We start from the raw sequence: 23367 nt of genomic DNA, 5'->3' as shown, positions 1-23367 counted from the left end.
TAAAGGTAATTCAAGATGAAGAAGATTCTCGCAGTTGACGATTCAGCATCCATGCGCCAAATGGTTAGTTTCACCCTTCAAAGAGCAGGTTATAAAGTTACTGAAGCCAAAGATGGTGTAGAGGCTTTAGGAATTGCTCGGTCTGAAACTTTTGATTTAGTTTTATCTGATGTCAATATGCCTAATATGGATGGTATTTCACTTATTCGCGAGCTCAGGACTTTGCCCGAATATAAATTTGTACCTCTGTTGATGTTGACTACAGAGTCAGGTTTAGAGAAAAAAACAGAAGGTAAACAAGCCGGCGCAACTGGGTGGATAGTCAAGCCGTTTAATCCAGACCAATTAATTGCTACTTTAGGAAAAGTATTGAGATAAATTTATGACAGTGGATCTTAGTCAATTCTATCAAGTTTTTTTTGATGAAAGCTTGGAAGGTTTGGATGCAATGGAAGCTGAACTTCTGCGGTACAGCGAAGGCACCCAAGATGATGAATCAATCAACACTATCTTTCGAGCTGCGCACTCGATAAAAGGAGGCAGTGGCACATTTGGTTTTGACAGTATTGCAGGATTCACGCATGTTTTAGAAACGCTACTTGATCAAATTCGTGATGGCCAAAGAGATATCACCAGTCAGCATATAGATTTATTTTTACAATCAATCGATTGTTTGCGCGAGATGATAAATGCTTTGAGTTCAGGTGATGACAGTGTGCCTGAATCAACCGCTCAATTGAAAGCGGCTTTTGAAGCAATTTTAAATGATGAAGTTGCCGATGAAGGTGAACAGAGTGCTTTGGAAGCTGAGCAAATAACTACTGATAGTGCTACACAAGCTGCTGCAATAGCCTCCGAAGCGCATGAAAATACATCTGGGTGGAAAGTCACTTTTATCCCTAGTGAAGACATATTAATGACGGGCAACGAGCCTTTATACCTAATTCAGGAGCTAACTGAATTGGGTGATCATGAGGTTGAGCTTGTTACTGAAAAAATTCCATCATGGTCTGAGTTAAAACCCGAATTTTGTTATTTGCGTTGGATAGTAAAGTTATATTGCGATTGTACCGAACAACAAATAAACGAAGTTTTTGAGTGGGTTGCCGACGAGAGTGAAATTAAAATTGAAGAACTTGCGGCTACAGAGTCAACGAAAGTTGCTGCGGTTCCTGCTCTAAACCAACAAGATACAGCAAGTTCAGAAGCCGCAGCCAATGAAGTGAAATCATCGGCACCAGCTGTAACTAAAAACGCAGATACAAAAGCCGCAACGGCTAAACCAGCCACAAAAGCTAAACAAGCCGATGCGAATTCCATTCGAGTCGGCATAGATAAAGTTGACTCTTTAATCAATATGGTTGGTGAGTTGGTGATAACCCAAGCCATGCTGAGTCAATTGTTTGAAGGTGAAATGACTGCCCAATCGTTAACGCGGATGAAGGAGGGCTTAGCCCAACTTGAGCATAATACTCGTGACCTACAAGAGAGTGTAATGCGTATCCGTATGTTGCCAATTAGTTTTGTCTTTAGTCGTTTTCCGCGCCTGGTTAGAGACACAGGACAAAAACTGGGTAAAAAAATTGAGTTAATTTTGCAAGGTGAAAGCACTGAACTTGATAAAACCGTCATGGAAAAAATTTCAGATCCCCTTGTGCATCTCGTTAGAAACGCAATGGATCATGGGTTGGAATCTCCAGAACAACGCCTTGCCGCCGGTAAACCTGAAATAGGTAAACTAACGCTGAATGCCTACCATCAAGGTGGCAATGTTGTCATTGAAATAATTGATGATGGCAAAGGACTTGACCCTATAAAAATCAAAAATAAAGCCATATCGAATGGTTTAATTGGCGAAAATGATGAATTATCAGAGGAACAAATAAATCTGCTCATATTTGAAGCGGGTTTCTCAACCGCAGAAGCAGTATCTGATCTGTCTGGTCGAGGTGTTGGCATGGATGTCGTTAAAAGCAACATTCAAGCGTTAAACGGCTCGGTAGACGTTGAGTCTGTGGTTGGCAAAGGAGCGACTTTTAGAATTCGATTACCACTAACGCTCGCCATATTAGATGGTCAACTAATTCGCATTGGCCAGCATGTTTACATTATTCCATTGGTAAACATTATAGAGTCGCTGCAAATAAACCAAAACGATGTTAGCCGTATTGGTGGTGAATACGATGTGTTGCACTTACGTGGAGAATATGTACCGATAATCTGCTTAGCAGATGTATTTTTGCACAAATCCGATGCACAAACTTTGACCGATGGTCTGCTTGTGGTTGTTGAGGTTGATGGCGGCAAAGTTGGGATTTTTGTTGACGACCTTTTAGCCCAGCAGCAGGTGGTCATTAAAAGCTTGGAAGCGAATTACAACAAGGTTGAAGGTATTTCCGGTGCGACCATCTTAGGTGATGGCACGGTTTCATTGATTATTGATATTGTTAGTTTGGTACGTATGGCTGGGGTTAAAAATATTTCTAGTCACAATCTAGTCGCCACTGAGACGCATGCACAAGGTGGAACCGCATGACCGAAGAAATAACCGATGTTGAAAAAATCAACCAGAAACTAGGGCTACTAGATGGGGTTGAAAACGCCAATGTAGAACAGTTTTTATCTTTCTTTCTAGATGATGAAGAATATGCGGTAGATATTTTACGTGTTCAGGAAATTAGATGTTGGGAAGGCGCGACGGTTATACCCAATTCACCGATCAGCGTGAAAGGGGTAATGAACTTACGTGGCACTATAGTTCCTGTAATGGACTTACGTCTGAGGTTAGGGTTAGCCGAACAAGCATACAATTCACTGACAGTCGTGATAGTGCTTAAATTTATTACTCAAGACGGAATAGAAAAAATTAGTGGTGTAGTAGTAGATGCTGTTGCAGACGTACATAGCATATCACCTGAAGATATACAGCAAGCACCAGAGCTTAGCTCCAACGTAAATGCCAATTTTGTCAAAGGCTTGGGTAGCAGCAAAAGTGGTGCGTTAATTTTACTTGACCCAGATACGCTATTAGCAATTTAAGCTAACTAAATTTAGCTAGGAGACAAACATGTTATCGACACTTTTTGGACAAGGCAGTAAACAAGAATTAGCAGAAGTAAAACAACAGTTAGCGGAATACCAAGGAAAATTATCTGCTTTGGAACGGTCGCAAGCTGTAATTGAATTTAGTCCAGATGGCACGATACTTGACGCAAATGATAATTTTTTGGCTGCTATGGGATATGCAAGAAATGAGATTGTTGGTCGTCATCACTCCATGTTTGTTGAACCTGATTATGCTAATGGCAGCGAATACCAAAGGTTTTGGCAACGCTTGGCGAACGGCGAATACTTTTCAGACCAATTTTTACGTTTTGGTAAAGGCGGGCGCGAAATTTGGATCCAAGCAACTTATAACCCCATCTTAGATTCTTCAGGTAAACCTTATAAAGTGGTTAAGTTTGCTTCAGACATTACCCAAATTAAAGAAAATGAGAAAAAAAGTAAAAAGTTAGCTGAATTAGCAAATGCATTAAAAATTTGTCAAGCCAATGTGATGATGGCGGACAACGACTTAAACATAGTTTATGTGAACGACGAAAATTTAAGTATGTTGCGGAAACGCCAAGCGCAAATTCGTCAAATATTACCTAATTTTGATGCGGATAAACTAGTTGGTACTTGTGTTGATATTTTTCATAAGCAACCGAGCCACCAACGAGACTTACTTGCGCGCTTAACCGAACCTTATTTTACTCGCCTAACCGTAGGTGAACTCAAATTTGACTTGATAGCGACTCCATGGAAAAACGAAAAAGGCGAACGTTTAGGGACTGTGGTTGAATGGAAAGATGTGACTGAAGAGGTATTACAACAAGAGCGAGATAAAGCTGCTGCTGAAGAAAACTTGCGTGTTCGTCAAGCGTTAGACAGTGTTTCAACCAATGCCATGATAGCTGATAAAGATAATGTCATTGTCTATATGAATGAAGCGATAGTCGGCATGATGGCAAACGCTGAAGCGGATATTAAAACCGCATTACCTAACTTTAATGCCAACAATTTGATGGGACAAAATATTGATGTCTTTCATAAAAATCCGGCCCATCAACAAAATCTATTAGCACGCCTGACCACAACCTATAAAACCGAGATTAAAGTTGGCGGGCGTACTTTTTCACTGGTTGCGAATCCCATTATTAATGATGACAAAGTACGCATTGGTACTGTAGTTGAGTGGCAAGATAGAACTTTAGAAGTCCAAGTGGAGAAAGAAGTGGCAGATCTTGTTAAACAAGCGTCACACGGCAATTTGTCTCCACGTTTAGAAGTTGCAAGCAAAACTGGCTTCTTTAAAAGTTTAGCTGAGGGGTTAAATTCGTTAATAGACTCATGTGACAGTGTCATTACTAGCACTGTGGACGTATTGGATGCTATGGCCCATGGTAATTTAACCAAACGCATAGATGGCAACTATGAAGGGACTTTTGCTAAGTTGCGTGATGATGCCAATACCACGCTGGATAAACTCACCGAAATTATTACTAAGGTTAATCAATCGGCTTCAACGGTTTCGTCAGGTGCAGATGAGATAGCTCAGGGTAATGCTGATTTAAGTCAACGCACTGAAGAGCAAGCGTCCTCTTTAGAAGAAACTGCTGCTAGTATGGAAGAAATGACCAGTACTGTGAAACAAAATGCAGATAACGCAGCCTTAGCGGATGATTTGGCTGAACAAGCGCGCAAAAAAGCAGTTGAAGGTGGCCAAGTGGTTGAAAACGCTGTGACCAGTATGGCGCAGATTAATGAGGCGAGTAAGAAAATCGCTGACATTATTGGTGTGATTGACGAAATTGCTTTCCAAACCAATTTATTGGCATTGAATGCTGCAGTAGAAGCGGCACGTGCCGGTGAACAAGGCCGAGGTTTCGCTGTTGTTGCAGGTGAAGTAAGAAACTTGGCTCAACGCAGTGCTGAAGCAGCCAAAGAAATTAAAAACTTAATTCGTGATAGTGTTGCTAAAGTGGAAGATGGCTCTGCATTGGTCAATCAATCTGGTGCAACATTAAGTGAAATTGTCGAAGCTGTCGAAAAAGTAAGTCGTATGATTGCGGATATCTCTATTGCGTCCAAAGAACAAAGTTCAGGCATAGAACAGGTGAACAAAGCCATCACACAAATGGATGAAATGACGCAACAAAATGCAGCATTAGTTGAGCAAGCATCAGCTGCCGGAGAGTCAATGGCAGAACAAGCTGCAACCATGAGTCAAATTTTGTCTTTTTTCACCTTAGACCAGCTCGGTATGAGTGTTACCCATAAAGTGCGAATGCCAGCTGCGTCGTTAGAATCACGACAACCGACCAAAGCTCGGATTCAGGCAAAACCAACAAAAAATGGTGTTGCTGGTTTGTCGTTTGATGAAAACGAAGATTGGGAAGAGTTCTAAAAAATACTTTTTCAAACTAGCGGAATTGGCTTAACGGGACTATGCTGCAAAATGTAAAAAAACGCAGCATTTTTTACAGTGAAAATGTACAAATACTGCAAGCATTTTGTTCGGTGGAAAGATAAATAAAAATTTCATCAAGAATGTTTTGACAGAAGTGCATTTTACCGTTAAAAGTCAATCCGCATTCAATTGTTTGAATGCCTGAATACTTTTCTTATTTGAGAGGTCCTACATGGCAAGAAATAAGCAGCAATTGTTATCTCGAATCTACGATGATCCAAAAAACTACCCTTATGGTTTCCGTCGCTCAGGTGACTTTTCTATCGGTGAAGCTGATTCACTCGCTAAATATGGGCATTTATTTAATGCTTTGTATAAAGGTGAAATTGAGCCAAGCGATTTAGAAGACCAACACATTATGAGTGTTATGCGTGGTGACGCGCAGCCTGAAAACGTAAACGAAAGGGCTTGGTTGAAGTATCAATCTAGACTGAATCGTCCAAAGCTTGGTAGCCTGTATGGCAACAAGAAGCAAGTTGTAGCGGATGATGACGACTCAGATAACGATATTGAGCTTAATGATGATTTAGGCGATTCAATCGACACTGACGACGATTAAACTGTCCTTTACAGGTTGGCAAAAAGCTTTAATTGTTTCAAAGTTAAACATTCACTTTTGAACAATAAGCTTTTTGCTATACTCAAATAGACCCAAGTTCATTTAAGTCTATTTGGAGGTTTGTTTATGCTTGCAGTTTCAAGTTTTGCCCAATCTGAATTCGAACAACCTGAAATAGCTCAGCACATTATTCAGCTTGTGCGTGATGCGTTGGATTATGCCTATCAACATAATCATCAACGTTTACCTGAACAGCTAATTAATCCACACCCTGTATTAGCCAAATCCTTAGCTTGTTTTGTTAGTTTAAATGACCATAGTGGTTTACGTGGTTGTGTTGGTACAACAGTCGCAAACGGCCGACTTGATAATAATATTGTTTGGTATGCACACGAGGCTGCATTTCACGACCCAAGGTTTGATCCTATACCCGCCAAAGATTTTGCTGATTTAACTTGTGTTGTATCTATTATGTCTATGCCATTGCCACTGCAAGTCGACAGTGAAGAACAATTGCTACAGCAACTTATTCCACAAAGAGACGGCTTGATTATTCAATATGGACAAGCAACAGCGGTATTTTTGCCTTGTATGTGGGCTCAATACCCAAAAGCAGAAGATTTTTTACAAGCGTTAAAATACAAAGCTGGTTGGCCGGAGCATGGTTGGACGCATGCAATGAAAGCGAGTGTATTTCAGACCTACCGCATTAGTGGCGCATTAAGCTAACTTTATTCGCCGAGAAAAGCGCAAATCTAGCCATAAGCCGGATTTATCGGTATGCTTTAGCCATTAATGCGCTAATTCAAATTCCACAATATGCAACATCAACCAAATAACCCACTGCATGGGGTAAAACTTGAAACCATAGTGACAGAACTTGTTGAATATTATGGCTGGCAAACCTTAGGTGAAACCATTCAAATTAATTGTTTCACCAAAGACCCTTCAATTAAATCAAGCTTAAAGTTTTTACGTAAAACTCAATGGGCACGTGATAAAGTTGAAGCCCTCTACCTCGAAATGCTCGAACGGAAAAAGAATAGCCCTTACGCCAATTCGCTAGATTAAATAATCAACTAGGTAATAACTATGAGCGAGAACAAACCATCTTGGTTTATTCGTGCAATTAAATTGTGTGTAAAACTCGTCTTTGTGCTCTTGGTGGTCATTATTGCTTATGGTGTTTATCTTGATGCGCAAATTAAACAAAAATTTAGTGGCAACAAATGGCAGTTACCAGCGCTGGTATATGGCATGGAGCATGAGTATTTTCAAACTGATGCTTTATACAAAGATGATTTAATTCGCCATCTTAATTTATTGGATTACCGCAAAGTTCGAACTTTGTCTTTGCCTGGCGAATACAAAGTATATGCAGATTCTGTTGAGTTAGTACGGCGCGAATATAGCTTGGCAGAAAATCACTACCCAGCCAAACGTTTAAAAATTAGCTTTCAAGGACGACGAATTAAAAGTATCTGGGACGCAGGTTTACAAAAAACAGCATCCACTTTTACTCTAGAACCTTATTTATTGGCTCGATTACAAGCCAATAATTTAGAAGACAGAATTCTGGTGTCGTTAGCCGATGTTCCAGACATAGTTATTCAAACCTTGTTATTGGTAGAAGACCGAAGTTTTTATGAGCACCATGGTGTTTCTCCGTTGGCGATACTACGTGCCTTGTGGGTTAACATTCAAGCTGGTCGTACAGTACAAGGCGGCAGTACGCTAACCCAGCAATTGGTCAAAAATATGTTTCTGACCAATGAACGCAGTTTAGTGCGCAAATTAAAAGAAGCTTATTTAGCTCTATTGTTGGATGCGCGTTACGACAAACATGAAATATTGCAGGCCTATATCAACGAAGTTTATGTTGGGCAAAATCACCAAAGAGGTGTGCATGGTTTAGGTTTAGCCAGCCAGTTTTATTTTGCTAAACCATTAAACGAATTATCGGCGAATGAAATTGCCTTGTTAGTCGGCATGATCAAAGGGGCTTCGTATTACAATCCGCGCAAACATCCTGAACGAGCGAAAGAAAGGCGTGATTTAATTTTACGTTTGATGACAGAGCATGGCTTATTGACTCCAGACGACTATCAAGTGGAAGTGAGCCGTAAGTTAGTTGTGCAAGATTTATCGGTAATAGCGCGTAAAAAATACCCTGCCTATGTTGACCAAGTTCGCGAAGAACTGAAAAAAGTGGTGACGCGCGATGATCAATTATTTAGCGGCTTAAAAATATATACTCATTTTGACCCACTAGCTCAATACAGAGCTCAAACCAGTTTATCCACCAGTGTTGAGTCAATTGAAGGGCGCCGAGCGATTGAAAATTTGCAAGGAGCTATGGTAGTTGTTGATAGCCAACAAGGTGGTGTTAAGGCGCTGGTGGGTGATAAAAAACCTCATTACGCTGGGTTTAATCGCGCGTTAAATGCACAGCGTAATATTGGCTCTCTGGTTAAACCTTTTGTGTATATTAGTGCGTTTGAACAAGAGCCTAGCTTAAACTTAGCCAGTATGGTTAAAGATGAAGCTATTACTTTAACCAGTTCGCTTGGCAATAAATGGTCGCCCAAAAATTACGACAATGAATATGAAGGCGATATACGTTTATTAGACGCATTAGTGCGCTCACGCAATGTACCTGCGGTTAACTTGGGCATGCAAACAGGCTTACACGAAGTGGTCGAGCGAATGCAGGATTTTGGCATCAAACGTGATATCCCTGTTTATCCGTCACTATTGCTCGGCTCAGTTACTTTGTCGCCGTTTGAAGTGGCACAAATGTATCAGGTATTGGCCAATAAAGGCGCTTTTATAGAGTTACATGCAATTCGTTCTGTCTATTCAAACGACAATCAATTGGTGTGGCAGCCAGCTCAAACTAACCAACAAGTGGTGGAAGCTAGCCATAGTTATTTGGTTAATTATGCCTTGCACAAAGTCACTCGTGAGGGCACAGCTATAGCTATAACAAATAAATTGCCTAAACGTAAATTCGCCGGAAAAACCGGCACAACTAATGATGGGCGTGACAGCTGGTTTGTCGGTTATGATCATAATGAGCTGGCCTTGGTCTGGTTAGGCAGAGATGATAATCAAGCTATCTCATTAACTGGCTCTGCTGGCGCTTTGCAAACTTTTATTCAGTATCAACAAGCACATAATGGCGAAAATTTAATTTTGAATATGCCCAGCGGCATTGAACTGAAATATTTTGATAAACAAACAGGTTTACATAGTTTGCCAGGCTGCCAAGACTTAATTTTGCTACCCGCTATTGTCTCGCAATTGCCGCCAGCGCAAGCGTGCGACGGCTCTAAAGATTGGGTTAAACCAAAATCAACTTGGTTGCAGCGCTTGTTCGACTGGTAAGAGTGTTTGCCGATGGACAAAAAATTCTAGGGTAACGGCTTGTTCAATCTCTTTAGCTTGATGGGTTGGACAAAAAACACTGAAGCTATATTGCACATGGCCTAAATCCGTGGTGGATATTTGTACCTTATTTTTTTCTCCGGGTATATTTATCTCTAATTTTCGTTCAATGACACTGCGGTACCTATCAGCTGTTTCCCGAAATTCAGCACAATTTTCATCTAATTTTTGTTGTAAATGTTCTTTCATTTTTAGCGGGTTTTCACCTTTGTCACTGACCAGGTAAAAACTATGATTCACATAGCGGCGCATATAATTTAAGTTGGTAAATGAGCGGGTGATAAATAAATTATTCGGTATGATTAAGGTTCTACCTGTGTACTGATATTTGCCACACTTGATACTCAGCTCGTACAGTGAAGTTGTGATCCAATCTGTATTGGCTACTTCACCTGCTGTGCCATCTACTTCAACCCAGTCGCCAACTCGATATTGTCGGGCAGTTGTTTGATATAACGAAGCCAAAATGCATTGAATATACTCACGAGTAGCCAACACTATAGCAACAATAAATGCAGCAATCGAAATAGCAAAATTTTGAATTTCATCAAACCAGACGGATGCTAAACCAATAATCATCAACAAGCTTGAGATATTTTTTATACCACTATTCCAGCGGCGTTTGCGCTCACTGTCGTTTTTGAAACGTCTATGTGCGCTAGCTGTTAACGAACGACGTACAATTAACAGCATCACTAATACAGCTGCGGATAAAATCAGTTTTGATTGACTGAGTTGATTTAAATATTCAAGCATACTAAAAAATTGCCTCTTAACTGTCAGCGCTATAATTTGCGGTGAACTCACCGCAGAAATCGCACACTTGTGCTAGGCTCTAGTTATATCCAAGCATCTTGGGTAGAAAAGCAACATTATACTAAGATGTGACTACCCAGCAAATGATCGCTCAATTTTAACTTTGCATGTGAGGGAATATGGAGTTCTTTCGTCAATTAATGAATGGCGACTATATGCCACATGGTCACTGTTTGCTCTGGCAACCTGACTTGCTGATTATGAATGTGGCTTCAGATTTGCTCATAACCTTGTCGTATTTCGCCATCCCTGCCGCTCTAGTGGTGTATGGTCGGCAGAAGCCAATGCCGTATCGCAGCACCTTAATTATGTTCTCCATGTTTATTTTTGCTTGTGGCATCACCCACTTCATGGCTGTTATTAATATTTGGAATGGCTACTACTATTTACATGGCTTAATTAAAGTTGTGACAGCTTTGGTTTCTTTTGCCACCGCGGTATTAATTTGGCGGTTATTACCAGAATGGCTCAATGCACCTAGTTTATTGGAGTTGCATACGCTCAAACGCCGAGTTGAAGCGGATGGGTTTAAATTTAGTGACTATGAATTACTTGAGATAAGAGAATATTTAGAAGAAAAAATAAGTGAAAGAACCAAAGAATTAAATAGTGAAATTGCCCGCCGTGAAGAAGCAGAAGAAAACCTCAACCGGATATTGGACTCTGCCGCATATGGACTGCTATTAGTTGATGAAACAGGCAAAATTGTCCGGTACAACGAAAAAGCGGTAGGAATATTTGAGTTGAAAGATGAACTGCTTACAAAAAATGTTTCGGACTTTGTTGATGGTGAGGTTAAATCGCAGCATCATAATTGGGTGCAGTCATTTTTTGAGGCACCGAATGTAAAAGCTATGGCTAAAGGACGCATGGTTAGATACCGCACGCCAACTAAAATGGCCAAAACACTCAATATTGAGTTACAGCCGTACACGCATAGTGGCAAAAATTATTGCCTAGCAACCATTATGGATGTCACTGTCACCAATGACTTATTAACCAAACTCAATCAATCTGAACTTAAATTTAAAACCATAGCCAATTCGGTTGATGCGGTATTGTGGTTAGCGACGCCCAAACTCAACAAAATTTTGTATGTAAATCCGGCCTACGAAAAACTATGGCAAGCGAGCTGCGAGAGTTTATACGAAAATCCGATTTCATATGTGTCACGTGTTCATCCTGAAGATAGAGGCATTCTAAAACAACGAACAGCGCAACAAGATGGTTGGGATGTTCGTTATCGATTGCGTAAACCGACAGGCGAAATATGTCATATAAGAGAGCAAGGTAAACCTGTGCACAACGAAGTTGGTGAACTTTCGTTTGTGGTTGGTATGGCTGTTGATATAACCGATTCTGTCGCGCTAGAAGAAGTACAGAAAAAATACGAGCTGGCGATCAATGCTATCAATGATGGTGTATATGATTGGGATTTAACCACGGATGTGATTACTGTCAGTGGTAAATTAAAACAAATGCATGGCTTGTCAGAGCAACAAGAATGGCTGTACCAAAGTTGGGCCGACAGAATTGAACCTGAACATTTATCAAAAATAGAAAAAGCATTGCAGCAGCATCTTAATGGAGAAGTTGCGTTTTTTTATGCTGAGTATCCGGTAGACGTAGTTGGAAGCAAACGTTGGATGTTGACTCGCGGACGTGTGGTTGAATGGGATGTTAACGGTAAACCTATTCGCTTAGTTGGTATTGAAACTGACATAACTAACCGTAAAAAAATTGAGGAAGAGCTCTGGCTTGTGGGACAAAAACTCAGTGCGTTACAAGCTTCCGCAGTCGATGCGTTAGTTTATACCGACATAGAGTTGACCATTTTAGAGGCCAATCAAACTTTTGCTAACTTGTTGGGTTATGAATGCGCTCAGTTACTGACAAAAAGTTTGTTTGAGTTAACTCCAGCTCATTTGCATGGCATCGACAAAAAAATTCTCGCGGAACAGATCATTCCTGAAGGGTTTTGCCAAGAGTATGAAAAAGTATTTTTAACTAAACAAGGCGACAAAGTCCCGGTATCTGTATGTGCTTGGGCAGTTAAAGATAATGCCGGAGATGTCACCGGAATTATGTGTTTGATTCGGGATATTTCAGCGAGAAAACATGCAGAACAAACTATACACAATGCTTTAGCCGAGCTAAGACGCAAAAATGAAGAATTAGATCAATTCGTCTACGCGGCCTCACACGATTTAAAAGAACCAAGTCGTGGCATTATGCATATAGCGCAATTTTTATATGAGGACTATGCGGCTAAGCTAGATGAAAACGGACAAAAATATATAGTCCATATTCGTTCCGCGGCTGAGAGAATGTTTGGTTTAATAGAGAGTCTGCTCAAGTTTTCACGAACCGGAAGACGCGAAATTAATCGAGAATATATAGATATGAACCAGCTTGTCGATGAACTTTTACAGCAAATGTCCAGTCACAAAAAATTCCAAGTGACACGAAATTTCACAAGCGCCAAGGTGTATGCTGATCGTTTATCTGTGTTTGAAATATTACAAAACCTATTGTCAAACGCGCTTAAGTACAGCCAAAGAGAATTTATTGAAGTGGAAATTGGTGAACACAAGGGGACGCTTTGGGTAAAAGACAATGGCATTGGTATGTCCAAAGAAAGTTGTGAACTTGCCTTTATTATTTTTAAACGTTTAAACAAAGTAGGTGAAGGCGAGGGGATTGGATTAAATATTGTCAAACGCCTGGTTGAATTACACGATGGTAAAGTTTGGATGGAATCAAGTGAAGGGCAAGGAACACAAGTTTATTTTACGTTAAATACACAAGCTTAGTGGTGTGACCGTGAACAAAATAATATTTGTAGAAGACAATGATATCGACTTTTGGTCTGTGCAACGTATCTACCAAAAAGCAGGGCTGACGCAAAAGTATGAAATACACAGATTTGCTTCGGCAGAAGAGTGTTTGGAATACATGCAAGTTGTGGCAACAACAAAGAATATTGGCAAGTGTTTATTTTTTATCGACATTAATTTACCAAATATGTCGGGTCACAAATTAATTGAATGTATTCGCAAGTTTGCCAATACAAATACAATTTTAGTTGCATTATCCTCGTCTACTCATAATACTGATATAGAGAAGTCATATAATGCAGGAGCAAATGCTTACATAGTTAAGCATGAAAGATATGATGAGTTCGCAGAAACTTTGTTAACAACGACAAAGTTTTGGATGGAGGTAGCTCTTTATGCGTAGTACAGTGCTAGTAGTCGATGATTCTGAAACGGACAGGCTGATTTTTGAGCGTTATCTAACCCAAGCGCATCAAAATTTTGAAGTAATTTCTTATGCCGAGCCGAGTACCTTAGCCAGCATACTTAAGATGGTTCAGGTTGATTGTGTTATTCTAGACTTTAATTTAGCTGGCGAAACAAGTATTCAGCATATTGCCACTATCCATGAGGTATCTCCATATACAGGCGTGGTGATGATCACCGGAGTTGGTGATGAAAAAGTTGCAGCAACTGCATTCAAATCTGGCGTCGACGACTACCTTTCAAAAAATGACGTAAGTCAAAGTCGATTGACTGCGGTCGTTAGCAATGTCATAGCAAAAAAGCACATTGAAAAAGAGCATCACAATGCCAATGCTGAGCTAACCTTGCTCAGAGCCGTTATGGACAATACGCCTAACTTAAATATGGTGTGTGATCCAGAAACTAGCTTATTCATTACTTTCAATTTAGCGTTAAATCGTTTTTTAAAACTACCGACTGAACATATTAAAAGTAAATCATACTTTCATATTTCCAAGCAGTTTGATAGTACGGATGATTGGTATGAATTTGTTGAAACGGTCAAAAAAGCAGGCCATTACAAGTACGAAACCGAACTGATTAATTCAGAAGGCAAAGCGGTACCGTTTGAGTTTGATTGCTGTTATGCGCAAGTGGGTGATAAACATTATTTACTCTTTAGTGGTATGGACATTTCTCGTTTAAAAAATGTTCAACAAGAATTAATAGAGCTTGCGACGAAAGATCCATTAACTCAGTTGCGTAATCGACGTGGTTTGGCTGAAGAATATGCTCGTTTATATAAATCAGCCCGGCGTAATCAACAATATTTGTGTATCAGTATTTTTGATATCGACGATTTTAAGCAAATCAATGATAGGTATGGCCATTATGAGGGGGATATTGTACTGGTGCAATTTGCCGATTTACTTAAAGCGACCTTCCAACGACCGTTAGACTATATTGCGCGTGCTGGTGGTGAAGAGTTTGTAGTGATTTTGTCGGATAACAACCAGCAAAATATTCAAAAGTTAATTGATAAGGTAATTGACTGCTGTGCTGATACTTTAGATCATGGAACCACTGTTAGTGCTGGTGCTATTTGCATTAATGCAAAAAGCGCGAGCTTAGCTTACGAGAAGTGTTTTAAACAAGCAGATAACAATCTTTATTATGCTAAAGGGCATGGCAAAAAACAGGCTAAAATATCTTATGAAGAATATATTTCTTAGGAACTGCTAAAGGATAAATAGCCCTAAGAAAGCAAGTTGTTACCCAGAGCTCAGGTTATTTAGTACAATACTCAGCGAAAGATCACTGAATCAAAATTAGAGTAATGAATGAGACTAGATAAATATTTATGTGAAGCAATGGATGTAACCCGAGCCTGGGCAAAAAAAATCATCAAAAGCGGTGAAGTCAGCATAGATGGCGCACCGTGTAAAAATGCAGCCACGCATGTAGCCGACGATTCAGTGGTGAAATATCAAGAGCAAACCTTGTCGGTAATTGGCATTCGCTACATTATGATGAACAAACCAGAAGATACTTTGTGCAGCAACGCTGATAATGAGTTGTATCCGTCGGTTTTATCGTTATTGGAAGTGGACAAAGTTGATCGCTTGCATATCGCTGGTCGGTTAGATGCAGACACCACAGGGTTAATTTTAATTACCGATGATGGTCAATGGTCGCACCGCATCGCTAGCCCTAAACACGTTTGTGAGAAAACCTATTTAGCTGAACTCGCAGAAGAAATGTCGCCAGAGCAACAGCAACAAGCCATAGAAACTTTTGCTCAAGGCATAATGCTTAATGGTGAAGATAAACCAACAGAGCCTGCCAAACTTAAATTTTTAGCCGATGATTATGCTGAACTAATTATTACTGAAGGTCGCTACCATCAGGTTAAACGTATGTTTGCCGCTATTGGCAATAAAGTAACCTTTCTACATAGATGCCAGATAGGTGCATTAGAACTAGATGAATCACTCGAGCCCGGTGAGTGGCGTTATTTAACTGAAGCCGAAGTTAATTTGTTTTAATCGCGATAGAATTTACCCAAGAGAAGTCCCTAATATGTTGAATATTATTGAGAATATCCGTCAAAATTTAGCTGTTGCTTACCAAAAAGCACAAGAGTGTGACCAGTTTATTGAGCAACTACAGCAAAATGGCCAAGGCAAATTTAGCGCAATTTTTGCCGAAGGTTTTACCACTAAAGCAACCCGTTTTATGCCCTATGTAGAAGAAATTGCTGCTGATTTTTACCCCTTTACTCAACTGTCTGAAGCACAGCAACAGCAAATTAATCCACAAGAGTTGGCCAAGATAGTAGTCAAACTGGAAAAAATATTTGCCACTCAGAGCAAATTTCAACAAACAATCGTGTCTGCAGAAGAATAGTTTTGTTTAAAAAATAAACAGATGTTCTATACTTAGGTTAACGGTTAAAACGCGCCGCAAGGTGAAATATGACAGACGTTGGTTTTATTAATTCTGGGCTGCAAAGCCAGTTGCATCAGCAGGGGCAACTGGTCACCCAGCCGTCTGCCAATAATAACAACACAGCTGCAAATTCTGTTGGCAACCGAACCAGTAATACCAGTGTCACCATTTCACCGCAGGCACAACTTATTCAAAAAAGTGGCGAGTTATCGGTAGCGCGTCAGCAGCAAGCAGAATCTACACAAAATAATGAAGCGGCTAATGATTCTGTGCGAGTAACGAGTAGTTTAGGCAAAGCTGCTAGCTCGGTTGGGTTAACCGAGCAAGAAGCAATCAAACTATATGAAGCGGTCAAAGACTTGCTTTAAAATAGCAGTCGGCTGGCTTATAGCTTCTTAGTACCAGCTACACGACACCAATCTTCTTGCTGGGCAACAGCTTCTAGATCAAACCATTGGCTATATATTTGGCAAATTTCTTCCGCTTGACTGTCTAAAATACCAGATAGCGCAAGTTTACCCCCAGGCTTAACATAGTCGCTAATTACTTGTGCAAGTTCACGTAATGGCCCTGCTAGGATATTCGCAACCACTATATCCGCTTGCAGTTGTGGCTGCGCATCAGGCAAATACAGTTCTAGTTTATCTAATACATGGTTACGTTCTGCATTGGCGGTAGAAGCTTCAATCGCTTGTGGATCAATATCAATACCTATGGCTTTTTTCGCACCGAGTTTTAACCCTGCCACAGCCAAAATGCCAGAACCACAACCAAAATCGACTATGGTATGTTGAGGCTGGATATGTTTATCTAACCATTGTAAACACAAAGACGTTGTTGGATGAGTCCCTGTACCAAAAGCTAAACCCGGATCAAGAATGATATTCACCGCAGCGGGATCTGGAATATCACACCAACTTGGACAAACCCATAATCTGTCACCAAACTGAATTGGCTTAAAACTATCCATCCACTCACGGATCCAATCTTTATCTTCTAACTGCTCAATTTTATATGAACCTTTTTGCCCAAACGGAAACTGATGTAAATGCTCAACAATGGCATCCATATCGGCTTCTGCATCGTACAAACCTATTGCTATGGTTTGTTCCCACAATAAAAAGTCACCCGGTTTAGGTTCGTAGATTGGTGTGTCCTGTGCATCCAAAAAAGTAACGGAAAATGCACCGCATTCCATCATTTCATCAGAAATTAAATCGGCACTTTGTTTATCAGTGGTATATCTAAGCTGGAGCCAAGGCATAAAGGTCTCAATAAATTATTCGAAGTAATTGGAAGGTATTCTACCTAACTATTGGCAGAAATAAAAAAGCCGAATCGAAATTCGGCTTAGTGTATTTAGAAATCACATGGCATAAGTTCATTAGAGGTAATAAAGCAATAATTAGGAGCAAAACTTCAATCGCCATGGGCGAATCAGAACCGAAGCGCAGCTTCGCAGTCTGATGAGGTGGAGCCAAGGAAGGCGACAGGAACGTACCTTCATGGAGGAATTCCACCTCTGAATACGCATATTACTCTGAAGAGTTTTTGCGATAATTATGCTTTATTGCCTGTACTAGCTATTTAGCAATACCCAGTTTCTTTTCTAAATAGTGGATATTAGTCCCACCATTTTGGAAATTCTCATCTTCCATAATGGTTTTTTGCAAACTTACATTGGTTTTAATACCTTCAACCACAAGCTCACTCAAAGCATTTTGCATACGCGCAATTGCAATACCACGATTCTCACCATAAGTAATTAGCTTACCTATCATAGAATCATAGTTAGGTGGCACAGCGTAACCCGCGTAAATATGCGAATCCCAACGAACACCTAAACCACCTGGTGAGTGGAAACGGTTAATTTTGCCAGGGCACGGCATAAAGGTATCTGGATCTTCCGCATTGATACGACATTCAACCGCATGGCCGCGAATTTTGATCTCATCTTGCGTGATAGACAAAGGTTGACCAGCAGCAATTTTTAACTGCTCTTTAATCAAATCAACACCTGTGATCATCTCAGTTACTGGATGTTCTACCTGAATACGTGTATTCATTTCGATAAAGTAGAATTCACCGTTTTCGAATAAAAATTCGAAAGTACCTGCACCGCGATAACCAATTTCGATACAAGCGCGACGACAACGATCACCAATGAACTTACGCATTTCTTCAGTAATGCCCGGAGCTGGTGCTTCTTCTACTACTTTTTGGTGGCGACGTTGCATAGAACAGTCACGCTCACCTAAGTGAATCGCATTGCCTTGGCCGTCTGATAATACTTGAACTTCAACGTGACGAGGGTTTTCAAGGAATTTCTCCATGTAAACAACGTCGTTGTTAAATGCCGCGCCCGCTTCAGATTTAGTTAATTCAATAGATTTAATTAACTCTTTTTCGCTACGGACAACACGCATACCACGACCACCACCGCCACCGGCAGCTTTAATGATCACTGGGTAACCAATGCGTTTAGCGATTTGGATATTCTTTTGTTCGTCGTCGCTTAATGGGCCATCAGAACCTGGTACACAAGGTACACCGGCTTTTTTCATAGCACTGATAGCAGCAACTTTATCACCCATAATGCGAATAGAGTCAGCAGTTGGACCGATAAAAATAAAACCACTTTGTTCTACGCGCTCAGCAAAATCAGCGTTTTCAGACAAGAAGCCGTAACCTGGGTGAATTGCTACTGCGCCTGAAGCTTCTGCTGCTGCGATAATACGCGGCACGTTCAAATAACTTTCAGTTGCAGGTGCTTTACCAATACAAATGGTTTCGTCTGCTAACAATACGTGTTTTAGTTCGCGGTCGGCAGTTGAATGCACAGCGACAGTTTTTATACCGAGTTCTTTACACGCGCGTAAAATACGCAATGCAATTTCGCCCCGGTTTGCAATTAGAACCTTATCAATCACAGTGGGAAACTCCTTAACCTATGATGAATAATGGTTGATCAAATTCAATTACGTCGCCATTTTCTGCTAATACAGATTTAATTGTACCTGCTTTATCAGCAGTAATTTCATTCATCATCTTCATTGCTTCGATAATACATAAAGTATCACCAACGTTTACAGTGTCGCCGACTGAAGCAAATACTGGTGCGCCTGGTTTAGGAGATGAATAGAAAGTACCTACCATAGGTGATTTAACTTCGTGGCCAGCAGGTTTTGCTGCTGCGGCAGGCGCTGCTTCAGCTACTGGCGCGGCAGGAGCTGGGGCTGCAGCTTGAGGTGCTGGAGCATACATAGGTTGAGGAGCTGCATAGTTTACTGCAGGCGCTCCACGGCTGATACGTACTGACTCTTCACCTTCGGTGATTTCTAATTCTGAAATGCCAGACTCTTCAACTAATTCAATTAGTTTTTTAACTTTACGAATATCCATAGCCATGGTTGTTACTCTCTTTATTTGGTTGATTCTGAATTTAAAATGCGGTGTGCCGCATCTAGCGCATAAAAATATCCCTGACTGCCTAAACCGCAGATAACTGCATGGGCAACATCAGAGAAATATGAATGGTGTCGAAACTTTTCACGTTTGTGTACATTGGATAAATGTACTTCGATAAAAGGAATGTTAACCGCCAAAATAGCATCGCGCAGTGCCACGCTTGTATGTGTGAATGCAGCTGGGTTGATAATGATAAAATCAACTTGCTCAAAAGCTTGATGAATTTTATCAATTAACTCAAATTCAGCATTTGACTGTAAATGTGTCAATTCTATAGATAACTTGTCGGCTTCTTCGGTTAACTGCTGAACAATTTGTGCCAAAGTGGTACTACCGTAAATTTCAGGCTCGCGTTTGCCTAACATATTTAGGTTTGGCCCATTTAATAGTAATATTTTAAAAGTCTTTTTTGGCATAAATGCGGTCTTTGTTGGTAATTTAGCCACTAATTTCGGTGAAAAGTTAGCGAAATATAAATTGTGCTTAACTATAGAAGATTATTAGCCAATTTAAAACGGTAATTTTCAAAAAAATGGTCGAACCTCTCAAGTTATCGGTTTTTCGGCGAAATTGGCGTGGTTTTTGAATTAATTTGTTCTAGCAGCCATTGTTCGTATGCTGGCTCAATTTCTTGAATCTCCAGCGCGATAATTTCCGCAACTTGATAACTATGAATGCGTTTTACTTGTTGTGATATTTGCTCAAAACAACTCCTAACACTTTTTATAACTAACATACATTCATTAGCTTGTTCAACTTTGCCTTGCCATTTATATATCGAAAGTAGGTTTTCTGTAATCTGGCAGCAGGCTGCAAGATTTTGTTCCAGCAACACCTTGGCTATCTTTTGTGCTTCATCTTTGTCAGCGCAAGCCACGCTAATTTGTATTGGGGTTAAACATTTCATTTATTTTGAACGTATAAACTGTTTAATAGGTCACAACATTGTAGAATAAAACTGTCCATTGTCTGCATATGCCTTGTTTTTAATTAGGTTGATGCCATTTCAATTGTTCAGCGGGTCACAAGACCTTAATGTAAGAGAGTTAAATCATGTTTTTCAAATTATTGTTTTTGTTTGTTGTTATGCCAATAGCTGAGATAGCTTTGTTATTGCATGTCGGTGATCTCATCGGTGGCTGGACAACTTTTTTTATTGTGATTGTAACTGCGGTTGCGGGGGCGCATTTAGTTAGAGCGCAAGGTATGGCTGCGCTGGCAGAAATTCAACAGAAATCACAACAAGGCATTTTGCCTGCAGAGTCAATTACTGAAGGTCTGATGATTTTAGTTGCCGGTGTATTGTTGGTCACACCTGGGTTTATTACCGATGCGATAGGTTTATGTTTAACCATACCGTTAACACGCAAACCGCTGGCAAAATTAATTAATAAAGAATTTGGTCAGCATATAGTTGCGCGCAGTCAAGTGTATGGTGGTCAAACAAACCATCATCAAAATTATCAACAAAATGATGCTGGTGGAACTGTAATTGAGGGTGAATGGCAGCGTAAAGACGATACACATAACCTCAACAAATAATTTAAGGACGTGTTTATGAAATGGTTGCGAGCTATTGTTATTGGTTCAATTGCAGTTCTGTGTCTATTCGTGACTGCAGACTATTTATTTGACCGGACTAATATAGTTAACCAGCAACTGAATAATGCATTGGCCGCCATGCCAATGCAGGTGCGTATCGATAAAGTTAACCATAGGCTAACTCAACTTGGCGAACTACAATTACAAGGTGTGCATTGGCAAGATAAGTTTGGTGACTCTGTTGCCATAGATAATTTTCAGCTGAAATTTAATTGGCGAGCTTTGTTAAACAATACTCTTGATATTAACCAAATAACAATTGAAGGCGTCAGATTTAACGCATCTACACAAGGTTTGCGGCAACTTCAGCACGAATTGCAGGCAAATGCCAGTGAACAGCCTGAGCAAGACGACGTCGAACAAAGCGATATCAGTGAATATTTACCCAATAAACTTATACTAGATGCGTTTGCTTTAACTCAAGTGGAAGTAGCTTTTGCAACTGAACATCAACAAGTTAATTTACAACAAGCTAATGTGAGTTTGCGTAAGCTAGAATTGACTCAATTACTCGAATTTGATCCTGTTAATTTATCTTTTGAGTTAAATCTAGCGCTGGATAACTTTGCTTTTGCCGATAACCAGCAACAGCAAAATGTAAAATTAGACCAGTTAGATTTTGCGCTTGAATTAGCACCTAAATTGCAGATTAATCACACGGACTTAAGCATTGAAAATATTGCTTTTAACCAGCCTAATCTTGAATCGTCAATTAAGCACATAGCTATAAGTGGTGGTTTTGTTGCACAGTGGTTGAATGACACAGCGCGTCTTGAGTTATTTAACTGGCAAACTGCCACGGCGAAGTTAAAAACCGATGTTGAACGCCTTGAGCTGGTGTTACCACAACAAGCACGTAACAATAGCTATGTCGTGGAAAAGCTAGAACTTGTTAGCCAAATGGCAAAAGAACAGCTGCAACTAGAAAACTTAAGTTTTAATGCATTTGGTGGCCAAACTCAATTGCAGGCTCAATCAAACTTAACTCTACCGTTAGATCTGCGATTAAAACAGCTTAATTTAACTAATTTAAATCTACAGCATTACTTGGCTAAACCAGCTGAACAAACTGAAAATGCAACGGATACTGTTGATGATTCTCAGCCACAAACCGGGTCTGAAGAGCAAACTCAGCAAATTGAACAAGTAGCAAACCTTTATCTAGAGCAAATCAATATATCCAACTTAAATGCGCAGTTAATTGACCCCGAAACCCCGCCGCTACAGAGCGAACAATCAGCATGGTTTGCGCTGAATAAATTTAATTTTGAGTTAACAGACGTAGCAGCTGTGCAACAACATAAAATAGTCGATCTTATTACTCTGAACAACGGCGCCAAAGCCAAATTAGCAGCTAGACAATTAAGCTATCTCGATAGCCAATTTAACCAGCTGAGTTTAAATGTTCAACAACAAGAAGAGGGGTTGGTATTAACCGATAGTGGGCTGAGTACCAAAGATGGCCGCGTGCAAACTCAAGGCACTGTTTTTGATAAACGCCGTATTGGTGAAAATTCAGCTTTGGTAAATTTGCAAACGGATATCTACCGATTCGATCTTGCTGCGTTACAACCTTTTATCGGCGATTCCGCATTCAAACCCACAGGAATGTTAGATGCCAACATTGACGCGGACTTGCAATTTAAACCCGAAGAAAACTGGTTGATGCAACAAGGCAATGTGCAGATTAAATCCGGTCCTTTTGCGGTCGAAGGCATTGCTATGGATAAACTAATTAATGGTTTTAAAGCTAGCCAAGAAACCTCGTTATTGGATGTTGGTTCATTTTTAGTTGCTGGTCCCGTGGGTATGATGGCAATGCAATTTGTGGAACTAACTGCAGGCGCAGCTCAATTTAAAGGTCAAAGCCAGATTAAATCGATTGAAGCAAATGCGCATGTGCAAAACAACTTAATCAGATTAGATAAAGCAAAATTGAAAACTGCTGAAAATAATTTGGGTTTTATTGGTAATGTTAATTTAAACAAACAGGCATTTGAGAAGTTTAGGTTTGCAATATTGGATGATAAAGACTGTCCAACCATTCAGCAAACATTAGACGGTAAATTTAGTGAAGTTAAAAAAGTGCTGTTTAATACCACCAGTGGTGCAGTGACTAGCCCACTATCTAACGTATGGCGCAAAGCAAAAGACGCAGCAGGTGGAGGATGTAAATCATTTTTTGCTATGTAATGTAACAAAATTCGCGCGGTCAAGCTCAATTGTTCTACACT

The 23367-nt window shown here is 40.1% G+C and carries 21 protein-coding genes and 1 pseudogene; 16 read left to right on the top strand and 6 right to left on the bottom strand.

Annotation, left to right across the window (positions count from 1 at the left end; genetic code table 11):
• Window positions 1–15 precede the first annotated feature (15 nt).
• The 8 genes and pseudogenes from WSC_RS0112850 to mrcB all read left to right on the top strand — a co-directional run bounded on the left by WSC_RS0112850 (window position 16) and on the right by mrcB (window position 9458).
• A complete protein-coding gene (locus WSC_RS0112850; RefSeq protein WP_016956342.1) occupies window positions 16–378 on the top strand; it encodes a response regulator in 363 nt (120 codons plus the stop codon).
• A gap of 4 nt (window positions 379–382) precedes the next feature.
• On the top strand, window positions 383–2536 hold the full coding sequence (locus tag WSC_RS0112845) for a chemotaxis protein CheA (RefSeq protein ID WP_016956341.1): 2154 nt from the start codon (window positions 383–385) through the stop codon (window positions 2534–2536).
• Window positions 2533–3039 carry a chemotaxis protein CheW gene (locus WSC_RS0112840; RefSeq protein WP_016956340.1) on the top strand — a complete coding sequence of 169 codons (507 nt, stop codon included), beginning with the start codon at window positions 2533–2535 and terminating at the stop codon, window positions 3037–3039. The genes WSC_RS0112845 and WSC_RS0112840 overlap by 4 nt, the downstream gene beginning before the upstream one ends.
• A 28-nt stretch (window positions 3040–3067) precedes the next feature.
• On the top strand, window positions 3068–5449 hold the full coding sequence (locus tag WSC_RS0112835; protein ID WP_016956339.1) for a methyl-accepting chemotaxis protein: 2382 nt from the start codon (window positions 3068–3070) through the stop codon (window positions 5447–5449).
• A 235-nt stretch (window positions 5450–5684) separates the two neighbouring features.
• Window positions 5685–6071, top strand: coding sequence for a MaoP family protein (locus WSC_RS0112830; protein ID WP_016956338.1), 387 nt, complete (start codon window positions 5685–5687; stop codon window positions 6069–6071).
• A 126-nt stretch (window positions 6072–6197) separates the two neighbouring features.
• Window positions 6198–6800, top strand: coding sequence for an AmmeMemoRadiSam system protein A (amrA, locus tag WSC_RS22720; RefSeq protein WP_016956337.1), 603 nt, complete (start codon window positions 6198–6200; stop codon window positions 6798–6800).
• 90 nt (window positions 6801–6890) lie between these two features.
• Window positions 6891–7091: pseudogene (locus WSC_RS0112820) on the top strand (VF530 family protein); the annotation flags it as partial.
• Between the two features lie 72 nt (window positions 7092–7163).
• Window positions 7164–9458 carry a penicillin-binding protein 1B gene (gene mrcB, locus WSC_RS0112815; RefSeq protein WP_016956335.1) on the top strand — a complete coding sequence of 765 codons (2295 nt, stop codon included), beginning with the start codon at window positions 7164–7166 and terminating at the stop codon, window positions 9456–9458.
• Here mrcB and WSC_RS22715 read toward each other — a convergent pair.
• Window positions 9426–10274, bottom strand: coding sequence for a mechanosensitive ion channel family protein (locus WSC_RS22715; protein ID WP_016956334.1), 849 nt, complete (start codon window positions 10272–10274; stop codon window positions 9426–9428). The two genes, mrcB and WSC_RS22715, sit on opposite strands and share 33 nt — an antisense overlap.
• Before the next feature lie 179 nt (window positions 10275–10453).
• On the opposite strand from WSC_RS22715, the gene WSC_RS0112805 reads away from it, so the two are divergent.
• The 6 genes from WSC_RS0112805 (at window position 10454) to WSC_RS0112780 (ending at window position 16431) form a co-directional block, all read left to right on the top strand.
• Entirely contained in the window at window positions 10454–13147 is a 2694-nt protein-coding gene (locus WSC_RS0112805) for a PAS domain S-box protein (RefSeq protein ID WP_016956333.1), read from the top strand.
• A gap of 10 nt (window positions 13148–13157) precedes the next feature.
• Window positions 13158–13574: a response regulator gene (locus tag WSC_RS0112800; RefSeq protein WP_016956332.1), complete on the top strand. Its 417-nt coding sequence runs from the start codon at window positions 13158–13160 to the stop codon at window positions 13572–13574.
• Window positions 13567–14847, top strand: a complete 1281-nt coding sequence (locus tag WSC_RS0112795) for a GGDEF domain-containing response regulator (protein WP_016956331.1) — start codon at window positions 13567–13569, stop codon at window positions 14845–14847. Before WSC_RS0112800 ends, WSC_RS0112795 begins: the two co-directional genes overlap by 8 nt.
• A gap of 108 nt (window positions 14848–14955) precedes the next feature.
• Window positions 14956–15660 carry a pseudouridine synthase gene (locus WSC_RS0112790; protein ID WP_016956330.1) on the top strand — a complete coding sequence of 235 codons (705 nt, stop codon included), beginning with the start codon at window positions 14956–14958 and terminating at the stop codon, window positions 15658–15660.
• Between the two features lie 34 nt (window positions 15661–15694).
• Window positions 15695–16021: a hypothetical protein gene (locus WSC_RS0112785; protein WP_016956329.1), complete on the top strand. Its 327-nt coding sequence runs from the start codon at window positions 15695–15697 to the stop codon at window positions 16019–16021.
• A 68-nt stretch (window positions 16022–16089) separates the two neighbouring features.
• The gene (locus WSC_RS0112780) at window positions 16090–16431 is read left to right on the top strand and encodes a hypothetical protein (RefSeq protein WP_016956328.1); all 342 of its coding nucleotides are present in this window, start codon (window positions 16090–16092) and stop codon (window positions 16429–16431) included.
• A gap of 17 nt (window positions 16432–16448) precedes the next feature.
• On the opposite strand, the gene prmA is transcribed toward WSC_RS0112780, so the two are convergent.
• The 5 genes from prmA to cutA form a co-directional block, all read right to left on the bottom strand.
• The gene (prmA, locus tag WSC_RS0112775; RefSeq protein ID WP_016956327.1) at window positions 16449–17327 is read right to left on the bottom strand and encodes a 50S ribosomal protein L11 methyltransferase; all 879 of its coding nucleotides are present in this window, start codon (window positions 17325–17327) and stop codon (window positions 16449–16451) included.
• A 319-nt stretch (window positions 17328–17646) separates the two neighbouring features.
• Window positions 17647–18993: an acetyl-CoA carboxylase biotin carboxylase subunit gene (gene accC / locus WSC_RS0112770; protein WP_016956326.1), complete on the bottom strand. Its 1347-nt coding sequence runs from the start codon at window positions 18991–18993 to the stop codon at window positions 17647–17649.
• Window positions 18994–19006: 13 nt separating this feature from the next.
• Complete coding sequence (gene accB / locus WSC_RS0112765; RefSeq protein ID WP_026016834.1) at window positions 19007–19465, bottom strand: acetyl-CoA carboxylase biotin carboxyl carrier protein; 459 nt, start codon at window positions 19463–19465, stop codon at window positions 19007–19009.
• A 20-nt stretch (window positions 19466–19485) separates the two neighbouring features.
• Window positions 19486–19947: a type II 3-dehydroquinate dehydratase gene (aroQ, locus tag WSC_RS0112760; RefSeq protein ID WP_026016833.1), complete on the bottom strand. Its 462-nt coding sequence runs from the start codon at window positions 19945–19947 to the stop codon at window positions 19486–19488.
• 134 nt (window positions 19948–20081) lie between these two features.
• Complete coding sequence (cutA, locus tag WSC_RS0112755; protein WP_016956323.1) at window positions 20082–20438, bottom strand: divalent-cation tolerance protein CutA; 357 nt, start codon at window positions 20436–20438, stop codon at window positions 20082–20084.
• A 146-nt stretch (window positions 20439–20584) separates the two neighbouring features.
• On the opposite strand from cutA, the gene WSC_RS0112750 reads away from it, so the two are divergent.
• Both WSC_RS0112750 and WSC_RS0112745 read left to right on the top strand, forming a co-directional pair.
• A complete protein-coding gene (locus WSC_RS0112750) occupies window positions 20585–21073 on the top strand; it encodes an FxsA family protein (protein WP_016956322.1) in 489 nt (162 codons plus the stop codon).
• 15 nt (window positions 21074–21088) lie between these two features.
• Window positions 21089–23326, top strand: coding sequence for an AsmA family protein (locus WSC_RS0112745; protein ID WP_016956321.1), 2238 nt, complete (start codon window positions 21089–21091; stop codon window positions 23324–23326).
• Window positions 23327–23367: the final 41 nt, after the last annotated feature.

Origin of the sequence: Catenovulum agarivorans YM01, assembly GCF_000281085.1 — a bacterium.
Lineage (GTDB): Bacteria > Pseudomonadota > Gammaproteobacteria > Enterobacterales > Alteromonadaceae > Catenovulum > Catenovulum agarivorans.
This window is presented reverse-complemented; position numbering and strand designations above follow the sequence as displayed.

What these genes read in the sequence shown, in the direction of transcription:
- WSC_RS0112850 (WP_016956342.1), top strand. Translation starts at nt 16, where the DNA reads ATGAAGAAGATTCTCGCAGTTGACGATTCAGCATCCATGCGCCAAATG.
- WSC_RS0112845 (WP_016956341.1), top strand. Translation starts at nt 383, where the DNA reads ATGACAGTGGATCTTAGTCAATTCTATCAAGTTTTTTTTGATGAAAGC.
- WSC_RS0112840 (WP_016956340.1), top strand. Translation starts at nt 2,533, where the DNA reads ATGACCGAAGAAATAACCGATGTTGAAAAAATCAACCAGAAACTAGGG.
- WSC_RS0112835 (WP_016956339.1), top strand. Translation starts at nt 3,068, where the DNA reads ATGTTATCGACACTTTTTGGACAAGGCAGTAAACAAGAATTAGCAGAA.
- WSC_RS0112830 (WP_016956338.1), top strand. Translation starts at nt 5,685, where the DNA reads ATGGCAAGAAATAAGCAGCAATTGTTATCTCGAATCTACGATGATCCA.
- amrA (WP_016956337.1), top strand. Translation starts at nt 6,198, where the DNA reads ATGCTTGCAGTTTCAAGTTTTGCCCAATCTGAATTCGAACAACCTGAA.
- mrcB (WP_016956335.1), top strand. Translation starts at nt 7,164, where the DNA reads ATGAGCGAGAACAAACCATCTTGGTTTATTCGTGCAATTAAATTGTGT.
- WSC_RS22715 (WP_016956334.1), bottom strand. Translation starts at nt 10,274, where the DNA reads ATGCTTGAATATTTAAATCAACTCAGTCAATCAAAACTGATTTTATCC.
- WSC_RS0112805 (WP_016956333.1), top strand. Translation starts at nt 10,454, where the DNA reads ATGGAGTTCTTTCGTCAATTAATGAATGGCGACTATATGCCACATGGT.
- WSC_RS0112795 (WP_016956331.1), top strand. Translation starts at nt 13,567, where the DNA reads ATGCGTAGTACAGTGCTAGTAGTCGATGATTCTGAAACGGACAGGCTG.
- WSC_RS0112790 (WP_016956330.1), top strand. Translation starts at nt 14,956, where the DNA reads ATGAGACTAGATAAATATTTATGTGAAGCAATGGATGTAACCCGAGCC.
- WSC_RS0112785 (WP_016956329.1), top strand. Translation starts at nt 15,695, where the DNA reads ATGTTGAATATTATTGAGAATATCCGTCAAAATTTAGCTGTTGCTTAC.
- WSC_RS0112780 (WP_016956328.1), top strand. Translation starts at nt 16,090, where the DNA reads ATGACAGACGTTGGTTTTATTAATTCTGGGCTGCAAAGCCAGTTGCAT.
- prmA (WP_016956327.1), bottom strand. Translation starts at nt 17,327, where the DNA reads ATGCCTTGGCTCCAGCTTAGATATACCACTGATAAACAAAGTGCCGAT.
- accB (WP_026016834.1), bottom strand. Translation starts at nt 19,465, where the DNA reads ATGGATATTCGTAAAGTTAAAAAACTAATTGAATTAGTTGAAGAGTCT.
- aroQ (WP_026016833.1), bottom strand. Translation starts at nt 19,947, where the DNA reads ATGCCAAAAAAGACTTTTAAAATATTACTATTAAATGGGCCAAACCTA.
- cutA (WP_016956323.1), bottom strand. Translation starts at nt 20,438, where the DNA reads ATGAAATGTTTAACCCCAATACAAATTAGCGTGGCTTGCGCTGACAAA.
- WSC_RS0112750 (WP_016956322.1), top strand. Translation starts at nt 20,585, where the DNA reads ATGTTTTTCAAATTATTGTTTTTGTTTGTTGTTATGCCAATAGCTGAG.
- WSC_RS0112745 (WP_016956321.1), top strand. Translation starts at nt 21,089, where the DNA reads ATGAAATGGTTGCGAGCTATTGTTATTGGTTCAATTGCAGTTCTGTGT.